Annotated in this window: 23 protein-coding genes and 1 pseudogene; 14 read left to right on the forward strand and 10 right to left on the reverse strand. The window is 61.9% G+C overall.

Translation table 11 applies throughout. From position 1 onward, the window contains the following. The first annotated feature begins 44 nt into the window (after nucleotides 1-44). Nucleotides 45-707: a TetR/AcrR family transcriptional regulator gene (locus tag AC07VS_RS01545; protein ID WP_494750034.1), complete on the forward strand. Its 663-nt coding sequence runs from the start codon at nucleotides 45-47 to the stop codon at nucleotides 705-707. A 262-nt stretch (nucleotides 708-969) separates the two neighbouring features. Here the strand turns inward: AC07VS_RS01545 and AC07VS_RS01550 are convergent, their stop codons facing one another. Next, complete coding sequence (locus AC07VS_RS01550) at nucleotides 970-1,644, reverse strand: DUF6969 family protein (RefSeq protein WP_494750035.1); 675 nt, start codon at nucleotides 1,642-1,644, stop codon at nucleotides 970-972. A gap of 5 nt (nucleotides 1,645-1,649) precedes the next feature. Beyond that, a complete protein-coding gene (locus tag AC07VS_RS01555) occupies nucleotides 1,650-1,919 on the reverse strand; it encodes a hypothetical protein (RefSeq protein WP_494750036.1) in 270 nt (89 codons plus the stop codon). Nucleotides 1,920-2,169: 250 nt separating this feature from the next. Here AC07VS_RS01555 and AC07VS_RS01560 point away from each other — a divergent pair, with 250 nt between their 5' ends. The 12 genes and pseudogenes from AC07VS_RS01560 to AC07VS_RS01615 all read left to right on the forward strand — a co-directional run. After that, on the forward strand, nucleotides 2,170-2,595 hold the full coding sequence (locus AC07VS_RS01560; RefSeq protein WP_494750037.1) for a c-type cytochrome: 426 nt from the start codon (nucleotides 2,170-2,172) through the stop codon (nucleotides 2,593-2,595). Nucleotides 2,596-2,615: 20 nt separating this feature from the next. Next, nucleotides 2,616-3,002, forward strand: a complete 387-nt coding sequence (locus AC07VS_RS01565) for a thioredoxin family protein (RefSeq protein WP_494750038.1) — start codon at nucleotides 2,616-2,618, stop codon at nucleotides 3,000-3,002. Continuing rightward, nucleotides 3,002-3,730 (forward strand): cytochrome c biogenesis CcdA family protein, encoded by a 729-nt coding sequence (locus tag AC07VS_RS01570; RefSeq protein ID WP_494750039.1) that lies wholly within the window; start codon nucleotides 3,002-3,004, stop codon nucleotides 3,728-3,730. Before AC07VS_RS01565 ends, AC07VS_RS01570 begins: the two co-directional genes overlap by 1 nt. A 20-nt stretch (nucleotides 3,731-3,750) precedes the next feature. Then, the gene (locus AC07VS_RS01575) at nucleotides 3,751-4,479 is read left to right on the forward strand and encodes an HAD-IA family hydrolase (protein ID WP_494750040.1); all 729 of its coding nucleotides are present in this window, start codon (nucleotides 3,751-3,753) and stop codon (nucleotides 4,477-4,479) included. Next, nucleotides 4,424-5,047 (forward strand): hypothetical protein, encoded by a 624-nt coding sequence (locus tag AC07VS_RS01580; RefSeq protein WP_494750041.1) that lies wholly within the window; start codon nucleotides 4,424-4,426, stop codon nucleotides 5,045-5,047. The genes AC07VS_RS01575 and AC07VS_RS01580 overlap by 56 nt, the downstream gene beginning before the upstream one ends. 116 nt (nucleotides 5,048-5,163) lie before the next feature. Further along, entirely contained in the window at nucleotides 5,164-5,370 is a 207-nt protein-coding gene (locus AC07VS_RS01585) for a YgaP family membrane protein (protein ID WP_494750042.1), read from the forward strand. 2 nt (nucleotides 5,371-5,372) lie between these two features. Next, the gene (locus AC07VS_RS01590) at nucleotides 5,373-5,942 is read left to right on the forward strand and encodes an RNA polymerase sigma factor (RefSeq protein ID WP_494750043.1); all 570 of its coding nucleotides are present in this window, start codon (nucleotides 5,373-5,375) and stop codon (nucleotides 5,940-5,942) included. Then, nucleotides 5,939-6,331: a thioredoxin family protein gene (locus tag AC07VS_RS01595; protein WP_494750044.1), complete on the forward strand. Its 393-nt coding sequence runs from the start codon at nucleotides 5,939-5,941 to the stop codon at nucleotides 6,329-6,331. The genes AC07VS_RS01590 and AC07VS_RS01595 overlap by 4 nt, the downstream gene beginning before the upstream one ends. A gap of 67 nt (nucleotides 6,332-6,398) precedes the next feature. Next, entirely contained in the window at nucleotides 6,399-6,947 is a 549-nt protein-coding gene (locus tag AC07VS_RS01600) for a peroxiredoxin-like family protein (RefSeq protein ID WP_494750045.1), read from the forward strand. 20 nt (nucleotides 6,948-6,967) lie between these two features. After that, a complete protein-coding gene (locus tag AC07VS_RS01605; protein ID WP_494750046.1) occupies nucleotides 6,968-7,585 on the forward strand; it encodes a class I SAM-dependent methyltransferase in 618 nt (205 codons plus the stop codon). 9 nt (nucleotides 7,586-7,594) lie between these two features. Then, the gene (locus AC07VS_RS01610) at nucleotides 7,595-7,834 is read left to right on the forward strand and encodes a GDCCVxC domain-containing (seleno)protein (protein WP_494750047.1); all 240 of its coding nucleotides are present in this window, start codon (nucleotides 7,595-7,597) and stop codon (nucleotides 7,832-7,834) included. Nucleotides 7,835-7,868: 34 nt separating this feature from the next. Further along, nucleotides 7,869-8,439 (forward strand): annotated as a pseudogene (locus tag AC07VS_RS01615) (ATP-binding protein); the annotation flags it as partial. 315 nt (nucleotides 8,440-8,754) lie between these two features. On the opposite strand, the gene AC07VS_RS01620 reads toward AC07VS_RS01615, so the two are convergent. Both AC07VS_RS01620 and AC07VS_RS01625 read right to left on the reverse strand, forming a co-directional pair. Next, the gene (locus AC07VS_RS01620; RefSeq protein ID WP_494750048.1) at nucleotides 8,755-9,810 is read right to left on the reverse strand and encodes a MerR family transcriptional regulator; all 1,056 of its coding nucleotides are present in this window, start codon (nucleotides 9,808-9,810) and stop codon (nucleotides 8,755-8,757) included. A gap of 471 nt (nucleotides 9,811-10,281) precedes the next feature. Then, on the reverse strand, nucleotides 10,282-11,601 hold the full coding sequence (locus tag AC07VS_RS01625) for a tyrosine-type recombinase/integrase (protein ID WP_494750049.1): 1,320 nt from the start codon (nucleotides 11,599-11,601) through the stop codon (nucleotides 10,282-10,284). A gap of 593 nt (nucleotides 11,602-12,194) precedes the next feature. On the opposite strand from AC07VS_RS01625, the gene AC07VS_RS01630 reads away from it, so the two are divergent. Next, the gene (locus tag AC07VS_RS01630; protein ID WP_494750050.1) at nucleotides 12,195-13,427 is read left to right on the forward strand and encodes a DUF4382 domain-containing protein; all 1,233 of its coding nucleotides are present in this window, start codon (nucleotides 12,195-12,197) and stop codon (nucleotides 13,425-13,427) included. A gap of 220 nt (nucleotides 13,428-13,647) precedes the next feature. On the opposite strand, the gene AC07VS_RS01635 is transcribed toward AC07VS_RS01630, so the two are convergent. From AC07VS_RS01635 to AC07VS_RS01660, 6 genes are read right to left on the reverse strand one after another with little or no spacing between them, the layout of a single operon-like run. Continuing rightward, on the reverse strand, nucleotides 13,648-14,466 hold the full coding sequence (locus tag AC07VS_RS01635) for an HpcH/HpaI aldolase/citrate lyase family protein (protein ID WP_494750051.1): 819 nt from the start codon (nucleotides 14,464-14,466) through the stop codon (nucleotides 13,648-13,650). Nucleotides 14,467-14,491: 25 nt separating this feature from the next. Beyond that, the gene (locus AC07VS_RS01640) at nucleotides 14,492-15,730 is read right to left on the reverse strand and encodes an MFS transporter (RefSeq protein WP_494750052.1); all 1,239 of its coding nucleotides are present in this window, start codon (nucleotides 15,728-15,730) and stop codon (nucleotides 14,492-14,494) included. Beyond that, a complete protein-coding gene (locus tag AC07VS_RS01645) occupies nucleotides 15,727-17,148 on the reverse strand; it encodes an MmgE/PrpD family protein (RefSeq protein ID WP_494750053.1) in 1,422 nt (473 codons plus the stop codon). The genes AC07VS_RS01640 and AC07VS_RS01645 overlap by 4 nt, the downstream gene beginning before the upstream one ends. 16 nt (nucleotides 17,149-17,164) lie before the next feature. Further along, nucleotides 17,165-18,133 (reverse strand): Bug family tripartite tricarboxylate transporter substrate binding protein, encoded by a 969-nt coding sequence (locus tag AC07VS_RS01650; RefSeq protein ID WP_494656662.1) that lies wholly within the window; start codon nucleotides 18,131-18,133, stop codon nucleotides 17,165-17,167. A 59-nt stretch (nucleotides 18,134-18,192) separates the two neighbouring features. Beyond that, a complete protein-coding gene (locus AC07VS_RS01655; RefSeq protein ID WP_494750054.1) occupies nucleotides 18,193-18,696 on the reverse strand; it encodes a MaoC family dehydratase in 504 nt (167 codons plus the stop codon). Between the two features lie 43 nt (nucleotides 18,697-18,739). Beyond that, the gene (locus AC07VS_RS01660) at nucleotides 18,740-19,903 is read right to left on the reverse strand and encodes an acyl-CoA dehydrogenase family protein (protein ID WP_494750055.1); all 1,164 of its coding nucleotides are present in this window, start codon (nucleotides 19,901-19,903) and stop codon (nucleotides 18,740-18,742) included. Between the last annotated feature and the right edge of the window lie 99 nt (nucleotides 19,904-20,002).

Raw genomic sequence — 20,002 nt, forward strand, 5'->3', positions numbered from 1 at the left:
ATCGTATATCTGCAAATTAGGTACTGTCAAGTACCGTAATTATCATGACCAAAGACACCAAGGGACGGCGTGGCCGCCCCGTCAACGAGGCGCTTCGCCAAACAATCGTCAACACCGCCTACGAACTCTTTGTGGAATTGGGTTTTCAAGCGACGACCATGGACAAAGTCGCTCAGCGGGCGAAGATTTCCAAGCTAAGCATCTATCGGCACTTCGAGAACAAGGAGACGCTGTTCAGCGCGGCCATGGTGGCCCACTGTCATCCGTTTGCACCACAGACCCTTTTAGAAGGAATCGATGGTTCAGCCGAAAATTTGCTTATGGCAGTGGGATCGTCTCTGCTTCGTACGTTGTTGAGCCCGAACGTCCGCAGCGTCGAAGCTATGGTCTTGGCTGACAAGACGAATCAAAAAGCGTTGTGCAAGCTTCATTTCGAAGCCGGGCCTGCCCACGTCATCGCACTGATCGAGACACTGCTGAGTCAGTTGCACGCGAAGAAGATTCTTGACGTGCCAGACGTTCGCTTGTCCGCCCGCTTGTTCTCAGCTCTTTTCAAAGGATCCGATCTTCTGCTCATTGCGCGCTTCGACGAGGCGAGAGCAGGGGACGATAGCGAAATCGAGTCCTATTGCCAGTCAGCCGTTGCCATGTTCATGGCCGCACATGGCTGCAACGACGACCGCACGGGCGGATCCTCTGCCTGTTGATTTCCTGGCGAACTCAACACGGGGGATGTCAACATGGTGGACATAAGTCGGAACGAGTGGCCTGGTTTGAATCGGAATCGATGGCAGGTTTGATTTGGACTGGCAGGTGGGTTTGAATCGTAATCAGCGGTTGACTACATCGGAATACTCATGCAACGCTGGCCAGTTGTCATTCAATGTGAGACGCCCCCCTCTTGCCATTAACGCAGCCGTACACGCGTTGCTACCTGATGCCGTACTAGCGTTGCATGTACCAATCACGCTAGACCATCAACTTCGCATCCAAATCTATCGAGCTTTCGGAGAGCAGCTCCAACGAAGAATTGCCGAGCTTGTCTCGCCCGGCATGGGCGGCCAGGGACCTGTCGCGGGTAGCCATCAATTCGCGAAGTTCGGGTATGCACATTCGAACGGTCGACTCGACCACGGCGTCGACCTCAGGATACCCCGTGTCAAGCTCCATGTTTTCGAGCAGGTCCATCGTCAGGTCCGCCCCCAGCATCAGGTCGCCCGTAACCCAACTATTGACCGTGAAGAGCGAGATGGGCAGGCCCTTGGCGTCGAAGCCGATGGCCAGCAAGTGGCGCGTGTGGGCGTCCGACTTCGGATCGCCACAAAGCTTGGCGAAATCCCTCTCCGACTTGGACCGCAGCCTGCGGCCCCACAGCGGTCGCCGCGCAAACAAGTGGATGTGTCCGTGCTCGGCCGAGTCGAGCCGGTCCTCGGGGCTGTGCGAGTGATAGAACCATTGGTAGCACCGAGCCGAGTCGATCGCATCATCGTCCGGGTAGTGCGCCCATTGCTTCGGAAGCGCGCCCCCGAGCAAGCCGGCAAACAAATGCTCACCACGCTCGCCGAGCGCGGCGTAGGCATCAAGAAGGCGCGAGCCCGCCTCCTCCGCCGAAGCGGAACGACGAATGCGCGGGCTCGCCCTCACAGCGCTCAGTTCTTAGGCGCGCACTTTGCCCCGCATTTGGGAGCGCATTTCGCTCCGCACTTGGCGCCACACTTCGCGCCGCATTTGGCCGCGCACTTCTTGGCGGCGCATTTCATCATGGGCTTGGCGCAGCATTTGCCGGCGCACTTGGCGCAACACTTCGACATCTTGGGCGCGCACTTGGCTCCGTCCTTCATATCTTGAGCGGCGGCAGGCAAGGCCAGGGTCGCGGCGGTCAAGGCCGCCAGGGATGCGAGTTTGAAACTGGTCTTCATGTCGATTCCTTGGGTTAGTAGGTCTGTCGAGGACGATCCTCGGAAGCTAAGAGGAGCCGACATCACGTTTGGGTTCGCGGAGCTCAATAAATATTTGCAAACCGGGCGCGATGTCTAAAAGTGGTGATCGGCCAGCACAAATTTGTAAGGAACCGACGTGGTGAGCGACGAACTTATAAAAATATTCCACTCGTCGCGAATCCTTTTGGCCTGACGCCCCCTCTTACTTCCAAACAACCGAAGGAACGTCGTGGCCACTCTCTCAAAGACCCTCGCCCCAGCAATACTCGCCTTCGTGGGAGCCACGGGCGCCATTGCTGCCGGCGACCCGGGCGCGGCGATCACCAGGCCTAGTGGTTACAAGCCACTGGTCGGAGATGTGGCCCTAGGCGAGAAGCTTTTCAACGACACCAAGCTCTCCACCAACGGCCTGAGCTGCGCGAGTTGCCATGCGGACCATGGAGCGTTCCAAGCCAGTTTCGCAAAGCCCTACCCCCACACCGTCGCGATGGCCAAGGACAAACTAGGACGCAAGACGGTCCATCTCGACGAAATGATTCAAGGCTGCATGGTCATGCCCATGGCCGCCAAGCCGCTGCCCTGGGACTCCAAGGAGCTGGCCGCCTTGACCGCCTACACCGCCTCGCTTCAAAAATCCTTCAAACCCGCCCATTAACCCACCCCTCGGAGATTCTCATGAACCTCGCAAAATCTGCCATCCTCTTCGCACTCTCCACCGCCGCGGCCATCGCGATGGCCGGTGAGATCAAGCCCTACACCCAGGCCGAGTTCGACAAGCTCGCAGCCGATGGCAAAGCAGTCGTGGTCGACGTCAGTGCAACCTGGTGCCCGACTTGCAAGGCCCAAAAGCCGATCATCGACGGCCTTATGAGCCAGCCCGCCTACAAGGACGTGACCCTGCTGACGGTCGACTTCGACTCCGCCAAACTCACGCTCAAGAAATTCAAAGTCTCCATGCAGAGCACCTTGGTTGCCTTCAAGGGCGGCAAGGAAGTGGGCCGCTCCACGGGCGACACCACCCCCGACGGCTTGGAAGGCCTGGTCAAGAAGACGGTCCAGTAATGGATTTCGGACTCGGCTCCTATGGCTTCGGCTTCCTGGCGGGAGTGCTCTCCACGCTCTCGCCTTGCGTGCTGCCTATCATCCCTATCCTGCTCGGGACCGCCACCAACGCGCACCCTCGTGCGCCGCTGGCCCTGGCCGGAGGCCTTGCCATCTCTTATGCCATCATCGGCACCGGACTCGCCTGGGCGGGCTCCGCATTGGACCTCGACCCTTCCATCTTTCGAGTGGTAGGCGCCACCATCCTTGGGCTGTTGGGCTTGGTGCTGATGTCGACGAGCCTTCAACAGCGCTTCGCCTCGGCCATCTCCGGCATCGGCGATGCGGGTAACAACCTTATCTCGCGCATGAACCTCGACGGCCTATGGGGGCAGTTCGCCATCGGCCTGATTCTCGGCGTGGTGTGGAGCCCCTGCGTGGGCCCAACGCTGGGAGCCGCCGTGGTGCTGGCGAGCCAAGGCTCACAACTTCCCCAAGTGGCCTTGCTCATGGGCATTTTCGGGATCGGAGCCGCCCTCCCCGTTGTGGCACTCGCCTACGTGGGCCGCGGAGCCATGATGAAAATGCGCGGCAAACTCATGCAGGCTGGCAAAACCGGCAAGATCCTGATGGGTGCAGTCATGATCGCGTTGGCGGCCATGATCCTGTCTGGCGCGGACAAGCCGATCGAGTCTTGGCTGGTCGACCACTCACCCACCTGGCTGACCCAGCTGACCACGCGGTTTTAGCAACCCATGACGGAGCTTCCATGCGTATCAAAGCAGCGACTTTCGACACAGGCGGAACCATATTGGATTGGCACACGGGCATTCGGAACGCCTTCGCTGACATCGGCAAGGCGCATGGAATCCAGAAGGATTGGGGGCTGCTCACCAACCAATACCGGCGCCTTTCGATGAAGGGCATCGTCGGCCAAAGCCAACCTGCCTTCAACATGGACGACATCCATCGCCAAGCGCTCGACGACATTTGCCAAGCCAACGACCTGGCCGTTTTCACATCGGAAGATCGAGCGCACATATCGAGCGCTTGGCACAGACTGCCGGCATGGCCTGACTTCGCAGCTCCCCTGCGGTACATCAGGGAGCGCATCCCCGCCATCTCGTTCACCATGCTGCCACTGTCGCTGGTTGTGGACGTCTCCCGGCTCAACGGATTCACTTGGGATGCAGTCGTCTCCTGCGAGGAAATCGGCTATTACAAGCCAGACCTGCGGGCCTACCACCAAGTGGCGAAGTGGCTCGCCATGGAGCCAGGCGAAATCTTGATGGTCGCCTGCCACAACTTCGACCTCAACGCCGCTCGCGCTTGCGGATTCAAAACGGCCTTTGTTCGCAGGCCGAATGAATGGGGATGCGAGTCGCCTCCCGACCCGACACCCCACCCTGATTGCAATTTCGTCTTCGATGGATTCGAGCAGCTTGCCCAAGCCGTCCGCGACATGGGAACACCTGCCGGCGGCCCCAAAAATCCTTGACTTCAAACTCAACCACCTGTTACCTGCATTCATCAACTCAGGAAAAGCCATGTCCAAAACGCCATTTCGCCCCACTCTCATTTCAGCTGCGTTAGCGATTGCCGCATCCATGCTTTTGGGCTCCGCCGCCATGGCCGATCCGCTCAACGTGCAGGCCACCATGGTCCCCAAGGAGCAGATCAAGCTCGATTTCAAGGACGGATCTGGGCATTTCGTGCTGATGGTTCGCCGCGAGGGTGTGGCCGCTGGCACGGGCTTGCTGGATGGCGCTCAGATCGTCGAATACGGTCGCCATGACATCGTCCCAGGCGTGGCAGGCGACCCCAGCGGCTACCTCGTCGCCACCAAGGGCGAGGGCAACATCGCCTACATCAAGTGGACAGTTCGCGCGGTATTCCTACCCGGCAAGGACGGCAAGTCGGAGCTCAACGACAACGGCTTCTGGGAAGTCGTATCCGGCACGGGATCCTTCAAGGGCCTGAAAGGCGCTGGCACCCTGCACATCAAGTCGGCCAACCCCACGGACCGCATCTTCATCCTTGATGGCCAGCTCGCCGGGGCCAATTGAGCACCAATCACCAGACTCACGGCAAATAAATGCAAGCTCCCGCGAATCGTTTTGTCTTGAGGCTCCCTCTTAGCAAGGGAGGACGGTCCTCAACTCAACATCCAAAGGAGATTGCCATGTTCTACACAAAAAATGTCCCAGCCTGGGAACGCATCGCTCGAATCATCATGGGCGTGATGGCCCTGGCCTTCGCCGCCGTGAGCTGGGGCTCGCCCTTGGCCATGGGTGCAGGCGTCATGGGCGCCATTCTGTCCATGACCGGTCTGGTCGGCTTTTGTCCCATGTGCGCGATGGTCGGCCGCAAGCTTGATCGGGCGCATTGAACATGAAAGCGATGGCAGACCATTCCAACCTCATCCTGGCCGCCCAGACGGGCGATCCTGCGGCCATCAGCCAACTGTTGACGGTCTGCCAGGCCGACGCCCGTCGGTATGCCCGCCGACATTGCCACGCCAGCGATGTGGACGATGCGGTTCAGGAGTCGCTGCTGACACTTTCGCGCAAGGTCACGGGGCTCAAAGCCGCTGCAGCCTTTTCCTCTTGGCTGTTCGTCGTGATCAAAAGGGAATGCCGCAAGCTTGAACGCTTGATGTTCAAGCATGAGCCCCTTGAAGAAGATGTCGCCGAGCAACAGCTCGCCTGCCGCTCGGATCTGGCTTTACGGATTGATCTAGCCAATGCCCTGGAGTCCTTGCCGGCGCATTACCTGGAAGTGGTGCTGCTGCGCGACTTCGAGGAGCTCACCATTGTCGAAATCGCCGAGCGCCTGGGTGAGAACGCGCCGGCCATCAAAAGCCGGCTGCACCGCGCACGCGAGTTGGTGCGCGAATATCTCCTAAGCTCCGATTCGAGCGAGACGGGACAAACAAAGCAAGATGCCAAGAGGGCCTCATGAACTGGATGGGTGTCGTCGCTGGAGGCCTGATCGCATTGATCGTCGGCATGCAATTTCTCATGTGGCTTCGGGCCAAGCGCAGCGTGGGACATCCCGCGCCTGACACCTCGTCAATCGACGGCCCTGCCGCCTCCGATACCCGTCGCCTTTATTACTTCTACTCGGCAAGCTGCGGGCCGTGCCGGGCAATCAAGCCATTGGTAGAGAAGCTGCGCCAGTCGCATCGCAACCTGATCCCGGTCGATGTAGGCCAGAACATCGAACTCGCCCGGAAATTCGGAATCGCTGGGACGCCCAGCTTCATCTTGGTCGAAGGAGGCTCAATCCGCGAAGTTTTGCTCGGGGGGCAGACCGAGAGAAAGCTTTCCTGCCTTTTGGCGGGGCAATGATGCAAAGGCTGGCCGCATCACCCCTGCTCATTCCCATCAACGCTTCCCATTCAATGAAAGATCTGACATGACACCCCAGCCATTGATGCCTCGCCAAACCGTGCCAGGCCTTGAAGTTTCCTCAGTCCAAGGAGGTCGGTTCGTCCTAGGAGAGCGGCCCGCAAGTCGGTTCGATCTGATCGTGTTCTATCGCGGGCTGCATTGCCCCATTTGCGCGAAATACCTGCTGGAGCTTGAGCGCCTGGCGCCTGAGTTGCACAAGCGCGGGGTGGAGATCATGGCCATCAGCAGCGACGATGAGTCCAGGGCCAAAGCCATGGCGGAAAAAGTCGGTGCGAACCTTGTTCAATTCGGTTTTGGTCTTCCTCTACAAACTGCCCGCCAATGGGGCCTCTACATCAGCGAGGGTCGCGGAGCCACCTCCATTGGCATCGAGGAGCCGGCCTTGTTCAGCGAGCCGGGAGTCTTCCTGGTCAAACCTGACGGGACGCTCTACTACGGATCCACGCAAACCATGCCCTTCGCTCGCCCCCAGTTCCAGGACTTGCTGGGCGCCATCGACTTCGCGATCGCCAGGGATTATCCTGCGCGTGGGGAATACGCAGGTCCCGCATGAAACCCGCGCCAGGAGCATCCATGAGCGGACAAGAACATTGGGAAAAGGTCTACCAAACCAAATCGGCCAGCCAAGTGAGCTGGTTTCAGGAGCATGCGGAGAGATCACTCGCAATCATCCGCTCGATCAGCGCACAGCCCGACGCGCGGATCATTGATGTCGGAGGTGGAGCGTCCACCTTGGTGGATGATCTGCTGGCCGATGGCTTCAAGAACATCTCTGTCCTCGACCTTTCGACGAGCGCGCTCGCCGTGGCCAAGGATCGGCTCGGAGCAAATGGCGATGGCGTCCAGTGGATCGTGGGCGACGTCCGACAGGTTGAACTACCCTCGCAAGGTTTCGATATCTGGCACGACCGGGCGGTCTTCCATTTCCTGACTGCTCCAGCCGACCGTCTGGCCTACGTTCGGCAGGTCATGAAGTCTGTGAGGCCGGGCGGCCATGTGATCGTTGCGACCTTCTCGCCCGATGGCCCCGAGCAGTGCAGCGGCCTTCCGGTTGCGCGGTATAGCCACACCCAATTGCACGGCGAATTCGGGCCCGCCTTCGAGCTGATAGAGCGCGCAAGTGATGAGCATAAAACGCCTTGGGGAACGGTCCAGCACTTCATCTATTGCCATTGCCTCAAGCCAAACTGAACTCACCCCATGGCCAGCTCGAATCTCCCTGCTGCTGTCCCGATCCAATCCCAATCGACGCTTGCCTGCCCGCAGTGCGGCCACACGGAAAAGCTTGAGATGCCGAACGACTCCTGCCTGTTCTTCCACGAGTGCAGCGGATGCCATGCGATCCTGCGGCCTCTGGCGGGAGACTGTTGCGTGTTTTGCAGCTATGGCTCCGTGAAGTGTCCACCCATTCAGCTGGGGAATGAATGTGAATGTGGATGAATGATGTGAAGCGCGAGCAAGCTGCGAGCCGACACGCGTGAGCACAGCTTGCATCGAAGAGATCAACTGGCGTGCCAGCCGCGGACTGGACCGCGGCCTGATCACCGCATTGGCTGGTGGCGACTGGCTGCGCCATGCGCGCAATCTGCTCATCACCGGTGCCACAGGCAGCGGCAAAACCTGGCTTGCGTGCGCCCTGGCACATCAGGCCGCACGCCAGCGGCTTCTCAGTGCAGTACGTCCGGGCGGCCAGGTTGTTCGACGAATTGCAGGTGGCGCATGGCGACGGCAGCTTCGCCCGGCGCCTGACACAGTTGGCCCGGCTGGATCTTCTGGTCATTGACGACTTTGCCATCTCGCCTATGGGAGCGCCTGAACGCAATGACCTGCTCGAACTGCTGGATGACCGCATCGGCACGCGCTCCACGCTGATCACCGGCCAGTTGCCGGTCAAGGATTGGCACACCTACCTCAACGACCCGACACTTGCCGACGCCATCCTGGACCGAGTTGTGCACAGCAGCTACAAGATCCCACTCAAAGCCACCAAGTCCATGAGAGAGACGGCCGACGAGGTTGCCCGCGCCGCGTTGGTCGAGGCCTGAGAGTTGAAGACATGAACTCGGGATCAAACCATTCTTGCGTGCCTACACCACGACAGGCCATTTCAGGCTGATCGTGAACGATTGAGCTACAGTTACACCAGTTCCTGCGCGCTTCTTCAGCGCCGCCACGGCAACACTGATTTGCCGTCGACGATCAGCCTGAATCCGGCGTCCACGATCGCTGAAATACGCATCATCTGCAGGAATTCAGGCCATCGTACACAAATCAACTTCGCTCAAAAGCCGCTGGTTGTGACAGGCAGCTTCTGGCCGAATTCTGCCGGATACGCACATGACTCCACGCGGCAAAGTCGGCTAGCAACGAACTGCAAGGTGCCCTTCCCCAAAATCATGTTGACGCCCCTGAGGCCGCCATGCAATGACGCCTTCCGTTCGTGCGCGCACCTCAGGCGCTGCCAAACAGGTTGCGACGGCTTCATAGCCGGCAGCACCTGGATAGGGCGACACGCGAATGGGCGGGCTGTGATTCGCTGGACAAAGAATAATGGACTCTCCCTTGCCAACAGAAGCCAAATCTAGAATGACAGAGGAGCGTGTCATCAAAAAGAGTGGACGTTCCACGGACATGCGGCGACGCAAATGGGCAGACAGCGCCTGTTGAGTGGGTGTATCAAGTCCGTGCTCAACCATGTCGACGACCAGAATGGTCGGGCCTTCGACCTCAAGGCCGACCAGCAAAGCGGTTAGAGCCTCGGAGACAACTGCGCCGTCTTCAACCAGCCAATCAATCGCGCGGTTGACGCGCAGTCTTAGATCCGGGTCGGCAGCTAGACTCCCCTTCGCATCGGCTGTCGTGACCCGCTCTAGGCCCAGGAATACCGCCGACGGTTGCGCCTGGGCTAGGCGCATGGCCAATCGCGTTTTTCCGCTTCCTAACGGACCCACGATGTAGTTCAGTGGAGGGATGTCGTTCAACTGGAAAAGCTCTCCACCCCAGGGCCAGGGGAGTTCAAATTCGACGCTCAGCCCACTGGTCGAAGGCTGCAAGCGGGTCAACTCTGAGATGGTGGGCCTCTGCCCGCTGTCCAATTTGGCTCGCAGACCACGAACGCGTTCGATGGTGTTGGCAAGTCGACGCGCGTCGCCTTCGAGCGCGGCCTGATGTAAGGCCAAGGCAGGTTCAAGTCCCTCGGACTCGCCTTCCAAGACACTTGCAACTTGCGCAATGCTCAGGCCCAGCGCACGCAGGGCCACAATTTCGCCTGCACGCTGCATCTCCGCTGGGCCGTAAGACCGCCAACCAGCCTCAGAGCGCGCCGGCGTCATCAGACCACGCTGCTCGTAGATACGCAGTGCCTTCACGGAAACGCCGAGCCGTCTGGCTGCGCTTGAAGGGCTCAGGAATCGCATTCGACTATTCACAAATCCACCTTTCTGCATTTCGAAAGATGTTTTTTATAAAGGCGGCCGCAAGGGTCGGGGCAAGCGGATTTTGAAGAAAGCTCACGAGCGTCAGCTTCTGGCGCAATTGGAGCCAGGCTTCGAATGTCCGGAGTTGGCCGAGGCTGTGTGAAAACGCTGATGCATGACTTTTTCGGGGGTGCTTGAACCCTTGCCTGCATTGAGATCGGGCGTTGTAGGCCGTTCTATGCGGTCGATTTTTGAACAAGCCGACAAATCGAGGGCTTGAGTCGCGTTTTCACACAGCCTCGGCCGTTCTCAGACATCGTATCAGTCGGTGCCTCAGTGGTATGCAGGCCACCGAAGTGGTTGGATCGAATCGGAACCGCTGGCCTGGCTCCACTCGGAATCGGTGGCAGGTTTGGATCAGAGCAGATGGTTGGGTAGGACCGAATATGCACTATGGCCCGGGGCGCTGCATTACGCCGGATCTTTCGACTTCATGTTGCCTTGCTCAAGAATCCACGATTCGATGCGCTCGTGATGAACTCGCAACAAATCGAGTGGCCGCACCGTGTAGTGCTTCTCAGCTGTCGCACTTGGCTTGTGCCCCATGATCTGGGCGACAACTCCCGCAGGGATATCGAGCCACTCGGTGAGAGATTTGAAAGAGCGGCGAAGGCCATGCAAAGTCAAACCCTCGATACCTGCGGCTGCACAGACTTTGTCATGTGCGTTGCTTGGTTCGGACATCGGGATTCCATCCACTCTGCCGCTGGCGAAAACGAAGTCATTCCGGCGTGGAAGGGCCTCCAAAAGGGTTCGGACATACGGCGTCAGAGGTATCACTCGTTCCCCCTCCACCTTGTCACGGATCGTCAGGCTGTTCCACTTGGCGTCGAGATCTCTCCATTGCAGTGACCGAATTTCACCTGGACGAGCGCCTGTCAACAGCATGGTTTGTAGGTAAGCCGCTGGTGCTGCTCCACTCATCCCTCGGACAGCTTCGAACCACGCCGGCAGTTGTTCGCGTAAGAGCGCATCCTGTTTGACGCCAGGTTTGCCGAGTGCCTCCCTTGCCTTCTTTGTCTTTGCTGGATTGCGTTCCGAGACCAGAGTGGAGAACTCTGGGTGTTCGGCGCACCAAGCGAGAAAGGCTCTTAGAAGACGCCATGCCAACCGAGCTGTTGTGGGGCGAGTCGTTGCTTCACTTTTGGCCCAGTTCTCGATGGTCGCGCTGTCCAGGGTTCTGAGTGGGCGAGCCAAGAGATCAAACAAAGGGCCTGGTTGGGTAATGCCTTTGCCGCGGGTGCCGCGCGATGCTGCGATGCCGCCTGCTTTGCTCAGCCGTTGGTGATCGTTGCGATGGTGTTCTCCCCAGAGCGGACTGCGCTCCTCGATGTAGGCCGTCCAGGCTTCTTGCGCGGTGGTCGCAAGGGTTACTGCTGCTGCCTTTTGCTTGGCCCTCTCTGCCTCGCGTTGACGAGCAAGTTCTCGCGGGTCATCGCCGTTGTCCAGTGTGACCGCCAGACGGCGTGCCTCGGCCCGTGCCTGATCGATGGTCCATGTCTTCACGTCGCCGATCGTTCGACGGATGGTCTGGCGGTCGAGTTTGGCTTCGAAGACGAAAGATTTGGCACCGGTGTTGGTGACCCTGACCCTCAAGCCCGGTACCTCTGAGTCGCGTAGGAAGGCCTGTGCTTTTTGGTCTGTTCGGCAAGTGAGTCGCTCGATGACACCTACTGTGAGATTGATGCGCTTGCTCAGGTCGAGTGCTTCATTGTTTCTAGGGCGAGCCATGTTGATGATTCCTGCTGTGTTTGGCTACACGGCGTTCCGTGTAGCCACTGTGTAGCCAGAATACAGCAATTTTGCGGAATATCGATCAACATAAATTTCGTGTTTTGAATTAGATGTGGTTTGTAAGTTGTTGATTTATATTGATATCATCAATCCATTGGAATGCCTATCAACACAGGTATAGCAGGACTCATAATCCTTTGGTCGCGGGTTCAAGTCCCTCACGCCCTACCAAGCTGCCTAAGGAAGCTGCGCTATCGTAAAGATAGCGCAGCTTTTTCTTTTCAGTGCCATGCGATAGCCGATGTCGTGGGCGGTTGGAGGACTTTGGCGAAGGCGACTGCGGGCGTCTCTTACTGGCCTCAGCAAGGTGGTGCAACCCGTCATGGGCCCAGGGTAGGGGTTGGGGCGCCGTGGCGCGGGGTGGCTCTGGCCTAGCGGTGCCCCCGGCGGGCTTGGCACGCCGGAAGGTGTCTATTTGTAATCTTCTTACTATGTCACATCGGTGAACGGCTGCATATTTACTTTATGTAACCCGGCCATCTGCCTCATTGCCTCAAATTTGACCACTCGTCATAACTACAGAGGCAGTCATGGACACCCCCCACACTTTTAATTTCTCCTCTCGAATGCTCGGACTGACCGCTGTTGGTCTGGCGGCACTGACTCTGTCCGCTTGCGGTGGCGGTGGGGGCAGCGATGGCAGTAGCGTGGGCACGCTCAAGCTGGCCATGACGGATGCGCCCAGTTGCGGTTACGACCATGTGTATGTGACCGTCACCAAGATTCGTGTTCACCAGAGCGCCACGGCATCTGACAGCGACGCCGGTTGGAGTGAGATGGTGATCCCCGCGCAGCGCCTGGATCTGCTTCAGCTGAACAACGGGGTTCTGCAGGAGCTGGGTTCGATGCCATTGCCAGCCGGCCGTTATCAGCAGGTTCGGCTGGTGCTGGCCGACAACCCGGCCAATCCGACTTCGGGCAACCCGCTGGCCAATGCGTTGGTGCTGTCAGGCAGCAGCACCGAAATTGCCTTGAGCACGCCCAGCGGGCAGCAGAGCGGCTACAAGCTTCAAGCCAATTTTGAGGTGACTGGCGGCCAGTTGGCCGACATGGTGCTCGACTTCGATGCCTGTCATTCGATCGTCCAGGCTGGCAATTCGGGGCGTTACAACCTCAAGCCTGTGGTGGCGGTCATCAAGCGACTGACCACCGCCATCGTGGGGTACGTGAGTCCGGCGCAGGCCGCCAGCGTGACCGTGTCAACGCGCGATCCAGACAACCATTTGCGGGCTGTCGCTCCCGATCCTGTCACGGGCCGCTTTATGTTGGCCTACCTGCCTGAGAACACCGCCTACACCGTGGTGGTGGCGGGGCAGAACCTCACCACGGCGGCTGTGACTGGCGTCCCTGTGTCGTTGGCGGCTGGCGTGACCGCGATCAATCCGGCGGCCAATCCGATCAGCGTGCCTGCGTCTTCGGTCGCGACGGTGAGCGGATCGGTCACCTCGAGCCTGGGGGCGGTGCTGACCGATGCTTGGGTGAGCGCACGGCAAACCTTGAGCGGCGGGCCTGCTGTTGATGTGGCCTGGACCGCGGTGGACCCGGTCAGTGCTGGCTACAGTTTGAGTCTGTCGCTGGCAGCCCCGTTGCGCGCCAGTTACAACGCAGGCGCAGCCCTGAACTTCAGCCCAGACAACGCGGCGGCCGGGGCTTACACCGTGTTGGGCAGTGCGGTGGGCTATACCACGCAAAGCCCCGCAGGGGTGGTTCAGTTGTCGACGCCGAACAGCGTCAACACGCTGAACTTGACCTTGCAGCCTTGAGTGTGCGCTGGCGGTGCCGGGTTCAGTTGCCGGCGGCCAGCCGCTGGTTGATACCACGGAGTGGGTCCTGCACGTCGTCGTTGTCGGCATGGCCTTGGTCCCAGAACAGGGCGTAGTCGACATCCTTGACCCTGGTGTCGGCCTTCAGGGCCGCGGCTGAGCTTGGCGGGCGTGAGTTCTTCTGGTTATCGCGCCCGTCGCCCCCTTTTGCCCGGGCGCTTCAGCCTGCGCTGTCCGGGGGGGCTTCGGCCAGGATGGCGCGCGCCAGCAACTCCACGGGTTTGTCGACCAGCTTGCCGTCCACGCTCACGGCCCCTGAGGGGCTGCTGGCCAGGGCCTGTACCACGCGGCGGGCCCAGCCGATCTGCTGGGGGCTGGGCAGAAAGCCCTGGTTCACCACCGCCACCTGCTTGGGGTGGATGCACAGTTTGGCTCCAAAGCCAAAGCGCCGCGAGCGGGCGGTGTCGGCGCTGAGTTGCGTGGCATCGTCAATTGCCAGCGACACGCCATCGATGGGGGGCTGGATGTTGGCCCGGCGCGAGACCAGGACGAGAGGTGTGCGCACGGCGTCCATTTCCTCGGCGTCGCCCTGAATGCCCGAGTCGGCCATGAAGTCCACCGAACCAAAGGCCAGTCGGTGCACCTGTGGGCAGCGGGCCAGGGCTTCGGCTTCGAACCAGCCTGTCACGGTTTCCACCAGGGGGATCAGCTGCTGTCCGGGCTGCAGCCGCCGGGCCAGGGATTGCAGGGCGGCGGCGTCCTGCGCCTTGGGCAGCATCAGTCCGCGCACACGCGGGGCCTGCAGCAGCCCCAGATCCTCATCGTGCCAGGATGAGCCCTGGGGGTTCACACGCACCCAGACGGACCCTCCGCCCGTGCTGTGCAGCCAGTGACGGATGGCTTCACGAGCCTCGGGCTTGCGTTCGGGCTGTACGGCATCTTCCAGATCCAGGATCACGGCGTGCGCGCCGCTGGCCAGGGCCTTGCCAAAGCGCTCCGGGCGGTCGCCCGGGACAAACAGGTAGCTTCGTTCCAGCATGGGTGGGGTTCCTTTGGCGCGAGGGTCAAACCTGGCGTTGGGTGGTCGTCTTGTTCTGCTCAGGGGCTGGCAGGCGGTATCGGGTCAGGGTCAGGCAACAGCCGGCGGTCAGCAGAGCCAGGCCCAGGTAACCTGCGCTGTAGCTGCCAGCCATGCTGGAGAGTGCGCCAAACACGGGCGGCCCCAGGACCACGCCCAGAAAGGTGAAGGCCAGGGTGCCCCCCGTGGCCACGCTGGCCAGGCCCGGTGGGGCCTGCCTGGCCACCTCGGCCAGGTAGACGCCGTTCCAGCCAATGGCCGAGGCCCCGAAGATGGCCAGCAGGCAGCCCACCAGCCATGACGGTGTGCCTGCCGGCAGCAGGGCTGTCAGTGCGGCGCTCAAGGCCATCACAGCCCCCAGCACGGCCAGCATGCGGCGCGCTCCCAAGCCCCGATCGGCCAACCAGCCCCACAGAATGCGACCTGCCACGCCGCCGCATTGGGCCACCGACAGCAGCAGCCCCGCAGCGACCAGGCTGTAGTTCAGTTGCTGGCTCAGAAACGTGACCAGGTAGGTGGTGAGCGAGAGCTGCGCGATCGAGAACACGAAGGAGCAACCCGCCAACAGGCGCAGGCCCGGCTGCGACAAGACCAGCCGGATGGGCTGGCCCAGGTGGCCCAGGGCCAGAGGGCGCTCGGGTTGTCGGTCGGCGTCCAGGGCGGCGCGCAGGGGTTGGGCGGCGGCCATGCACAGCAGGCAGGCCAAGGCCGACAACAACAGGCTGGGCTGCCAGCCAAAAGCCAGCATCAGGCTGGGGATCAGCGCGCCAGCCAGCATGCCGCCCAGGGGCACGCCGGTCTGCTTGATCGAAAACACCACCGACATCCGGTGCGCCGGGGTGGTGCGGCTCAGCAGGTGGGAGCTGGCTGGGGTGATGGGGCCATAGCCCAGGCCAATGAGCACGGCGCCTGCCGCGCAAGCCCAAAGGGAGGGCAGGGCGCACAGGGCCAGGCCGGTGGCGCACAGCAGCAGGCCCCATTGGCTGACCCGGATGGCGCCCAGCCGGGCCACGCCAGCCCCGGCAGCCAGACTGGCGGCCATGGCGCCGGCATACACCAGGGCCACGTAGACGCCCACCAGAGAGGGCGACACCCCGAGCGCCTGGGCCGCGACCGGTGCCATGACCGGCAGGGTCAGCAAGGCCATGGAAACCAGGGCCTGAACGGCCAGCGTGATGGCCAGGCTGAGCCAGGGCCCGGGCGGATGGCTGGGGTGGGGCCTCACGTAGACCGGCCCTTCGCGGGCTGGCCAAGGCAGCGGGTGAGCTCCGCAACCGAGACCTGCTCAATGTTCAGCACCAGGTCCTGCAGCTGATCGGCCTGCTGGCGGCTGACCGCGCGGGCTGCGTTGTCATGGAACTTGGCCACGATGTCGGCATGGCTGATCGGGCGCCCGGCCGCGCCACGGTTGATGGGTTCGTGGTGGCGCAGGGTGCGGCCATCGGCCAGCTCCAGGATCACCTCTCCGCCAAAGTAGCGCGGAAAGTCGGCCGTCGGGTCACTCTGACATTCCACCAGCGCCGCCAGAGCGAGGGTTTCGGGGTCTTGATAGGCTGCCGGGTCGAGTGCATCGAGGGTGAAGCGACCCAAGCGAAGACCGGTGGCCACTGAGTAGGGCACGCTGAACTGGGCGTCGTAGGCATTGGCCGGTCGCAGCTTTTTGTCGATGGGCTCGCACACGGCCTTCATGGCCCCGGTGGGCACCCGGGCCACGATGCGGCGGATGGGGCTGCCATCCCATTGCCGCGACAGCACGCTGGCGGCGTCGGCGAAGGCGTGGGTGAAGTGGCAGGCGGGCACGGGCTTGATGGCCACCTGCATCACCTCCCAGACCCGCCCCAGGTCGGCGCAGACCATCGATAAATCGGCTTTGGCCAGCAGGTCAGGGCCGAGGTGGCTGGCGTACAGACCAAAGCGCCCCTCGTAGGCAGCGCCGGGCCCGACAAAGCCATGCCGGCCCAGGGTGGCGGCGGTGATGCCACTCGCGGCCCCCCAGCCGGGGTGAAGGCGTTTGGTCCAGGCGCCGTCCTCCAGGCACTCCAGGCTGCCTGAGGCCAGCGACAAGGCAATGCCCTGGGCGTCCACCATCTGGTCCGCGTTCAGGCCCAGCAGGCGGGCTGCCGCCAAGGTGCAGCCGAAGGTGCCGACCAGGCCGGTCGGATGGAAACCCACCTGGTGAAAGCCGCTTTTGGCGGCCGCACCGATCCGGGTGGCGGTCTCCATGCCCAGCACATAGGCCTGCAGCAGCTCGGCGCCGCTGCTGCCCAGGCGGTGGCCCAGACCCATTACGGCGGGCAGCACCGAGGTGGTGGCGTGGATCACGCCGGCCGGGTGGGTGTCGTCGTAGTCCAGGCCGTGGATCAGCAAGGCGTTCATGATCACGGCGTCACGCAGCGGCAGGTTCTGTGCGCAACCGATCACAGGCACGTCGCCACCGGGGCCGGCCAGCTCGCGCAGGCCCGCCAGGGTGGTGTTGGCAAAGTCCCATTGGGTGCAGGCCAGGCCGATGCCCAGCGCGTCGAGCATCAGGTGCTTGGCCTGTTCCTGCACGTCAGGCGGCACCTGTTCCAGCGCCAGGCCGACGGCAAAGTCGGCCAGTTGCCTGGACAGCCGGGCACGGGGAGAGCGGGTTTCAGAGGTCATGGCCGGTGGTCCCTGCTCAATCCACACGGGCGCCCGACAGCTTCACGGCCAGGCCCCATTTCTCGATTTCTGACTGGATGTACTTGCGGAACTCGGCTGGCGTCATCACGGCCGGTTCGGCCCCTTGCCCATTGAGTTGTTCGCGCACGTCCGGTGCGTCGCGCCAGTGGGTCTGCAGGGCTTTGTACAGGATGTCGATCACTTCCTTGGGGGTGCCTTTGGGCGCTGCCAGGCCAACCCAGGCGGGCGCCACGAAGTTGCCCAGGCCGGCTTCGGCCATGGTGGGCACGTCGGGCGCAGCCGGGTTTCGCTTTTCGCTGGCCACGGCCAGCACGCGCAGCTTGCCGCTGCGCATGTGGGGCAGCAGGGCCGGGCCGGTGTCGATCATGGCGTTGACCTGACCGCCGATCAGGTCTGTCACCGCGGCCGGGCTGCCTTTGTAGGGCACATGGATCAGGTCGATGCCCTGCGCGTTTTTGAGCAACTCCATGGTCAGGTGACTGGTCACCCCACTGCCGCCCGAGCCGTAGTTGATCTTGCCGGGCGTGGCCTTGGCCATCTGCACCAGTTCAGCCGCCGTCTTGGCCGGAAACCCGGGGCTGACCGCCAGGAACAGCGGCACCACCGAGAGCAGGCTGACCGGCTCGAAGTCTTTCAGGGGCTGGTAGGGCAGCTTGGAGTACAGGCTGGGGTTGATGGCCATGGTGCCGCTGGAGCCCACGACCAGGGTGTAGCCGTCTGGTGCGGCCTTGGCCACCAGCTCCGAGCCGATGATGCCGGCTGCCCCGGGCTTGTTGTCCACGATCACGGCCTGGCCCAGGGCTTCCTGCAGCTTGCGGGCGGCGGCCCTGGCCACGATGTCCGTGGCCTGGCCGGGTGGGAAGCCGACCACCAGGCGGATCGGCTTGTCGGGGTAGGTGGCCAGGGCCAGGCAGGCCCAGCTGCTCAGCAGCAGGGCGACCAGGGGTTTGCGCCAGAGGCTCATGGTGTTGTCTCCGTCTTGTTTTGAAGTGCAGGTGCAGGCGGGTGGGTGGGCGCGCGCGCTCAGTCGCCCACGCCGTGGCCACGCATGGGGATCAGCGACATGCGGATGAACTCCATCACCATCACGCCGTCCTGGTTGAACCCACGGGTGCGGGTGGTGACGATGCCCTGGTTGGGGCGGCTTTTGGAGGCGCGCTTTTCCAGCACCTCCGACTCGGCATAGAGGGTGTCGCCACCGAATACCGGTGCGGTCAGGCGGATTTCTTTCCAGCCCAGGTTGGCGATCGCCTTGGCGCTGACGTCGTTCACCGTCATGCCCAGCACCACGGCCAGCGACAGACCGCTGTTGACCAGCAGGCGGCCAAATTCACTTTTGGCAGCAAAGTTGGCATCGCAGTGCATGGGGTGGGCATTCATGGTCATCAGCGAGAACTGGATGTTGTCGTTGTCGGTGATGGTGCGGCCCGGGCGGTGTTCGTAGGTGTGGCCCACTTCAAAGTCTTCGAAGTAGCGGCCGTAGGAGGCCCGGAAACGCTGGGGGCTGATTTCAATCGTGGATTGCATGGTTCTGTCTCCTGGGGAGGTTGGGGCAGATTCGGGGAGTGACTCAGATGTGGTGGCGCTCGATCAGTTGTTTGGCGATCACCTGGCGCAGGATCTCGTTGGTGCCTTCGCCGATGCACATCAGCATGGCGTCGCGGTAGTAGCGCTCGATCTCGTACTCGACCGAATAGCTGTATCCGCCAAAGATGCGCATGGCCTGTTGAGCGCATTCGGCGCCCGCTTCCGAGCCCGCCAGCTTGGCCATGGCTGCCTCCAGGTCGCAGCGTTCACCGCGGTCGTATTTGGTGGCAGCCTGCTGCAGCAGCAGCTTGGCACCCTCCACCTGGGTCACCATGTCGGCCAGTTTGAGTTGCAGGGCCTGGTGCTGCCAGATCGGCTTGCCAAAGGCCTCGCGCTCCTGCACGTAGCGCAAGGCGTGGCGCAAGGCGCCTTCGGCAATGCCGGCCCCGCGGGCGCCGACGTTGATCCGCCCCAGCTCCAGGCCACCGGCGGTCTGCGCAAAGCCTTTGCCCTCGACGCCGCCCACCAGTTGCCCCGCGGGCACGCGGTAGTTGTCGAAGGTCAGCTCGCAGGTGTCGATGGCGCGATAGCCCATCTTCTTGAGCTTGCCCACCACATTGAAGCCTGGTCCTTTGTCGGCGATCAGCAGGCTCATGCCCTGATGGCGGGGTTGGGCCTGCGGGTCGGTCTTGACCAGCAGCAGGGTGCCGTGGCCATGCATGCTGTTGGTGATCCAGGTCTTGCTGCCATTGACCACGTAATGGTCGCCGTCGCGCCGGGCCACCGTGCGGATGGCTTGCAGGTCGGAGCCTGCGTTGGGTTCGGTCAGGCCGATGCTGCCTCGGTACTCGCCGGTGGCCATGCGGGGCAGGTAGGCCTGTTTCTGGGCATCGGTGCCGTGGCGTTCGATGGCGGCGGCCATGATCAGGTGCGAGTTGAAGATGCCCGACGGCGCCATCCACACGGAGGCGACCTTGATCACGATCTGGGCATAGGTCCAGGCCGACAGGCCCAGGCCACCATAGGCCTCGCCGATGGTGGCACCGAACAGGCCCAACTCTTTCATCTGCTCCACGATCTCATGGGGGTACTCGTCGGCCTGGTCGTAGCGGCGGGCCACGGGCTTGAGCTCTTTGGCGGCCCAGGCTTCCACGGCCTCTACAAATTCATGTTCGTCGGCCGCGTCACGGACGGGGGTGGGGGTCATGAAGGCTCCTGCTTGTCTCGGATGGGTTGAATCGGGAGGCATCGAAGTTCTCTGCATCGATTTATTGTCCGGACATTATTGCGCGCTCATTTGTACGGT

It is taken from the genome of Curvibacter sp. GW821-FHT01G03 (assembly GCF_059422285.1).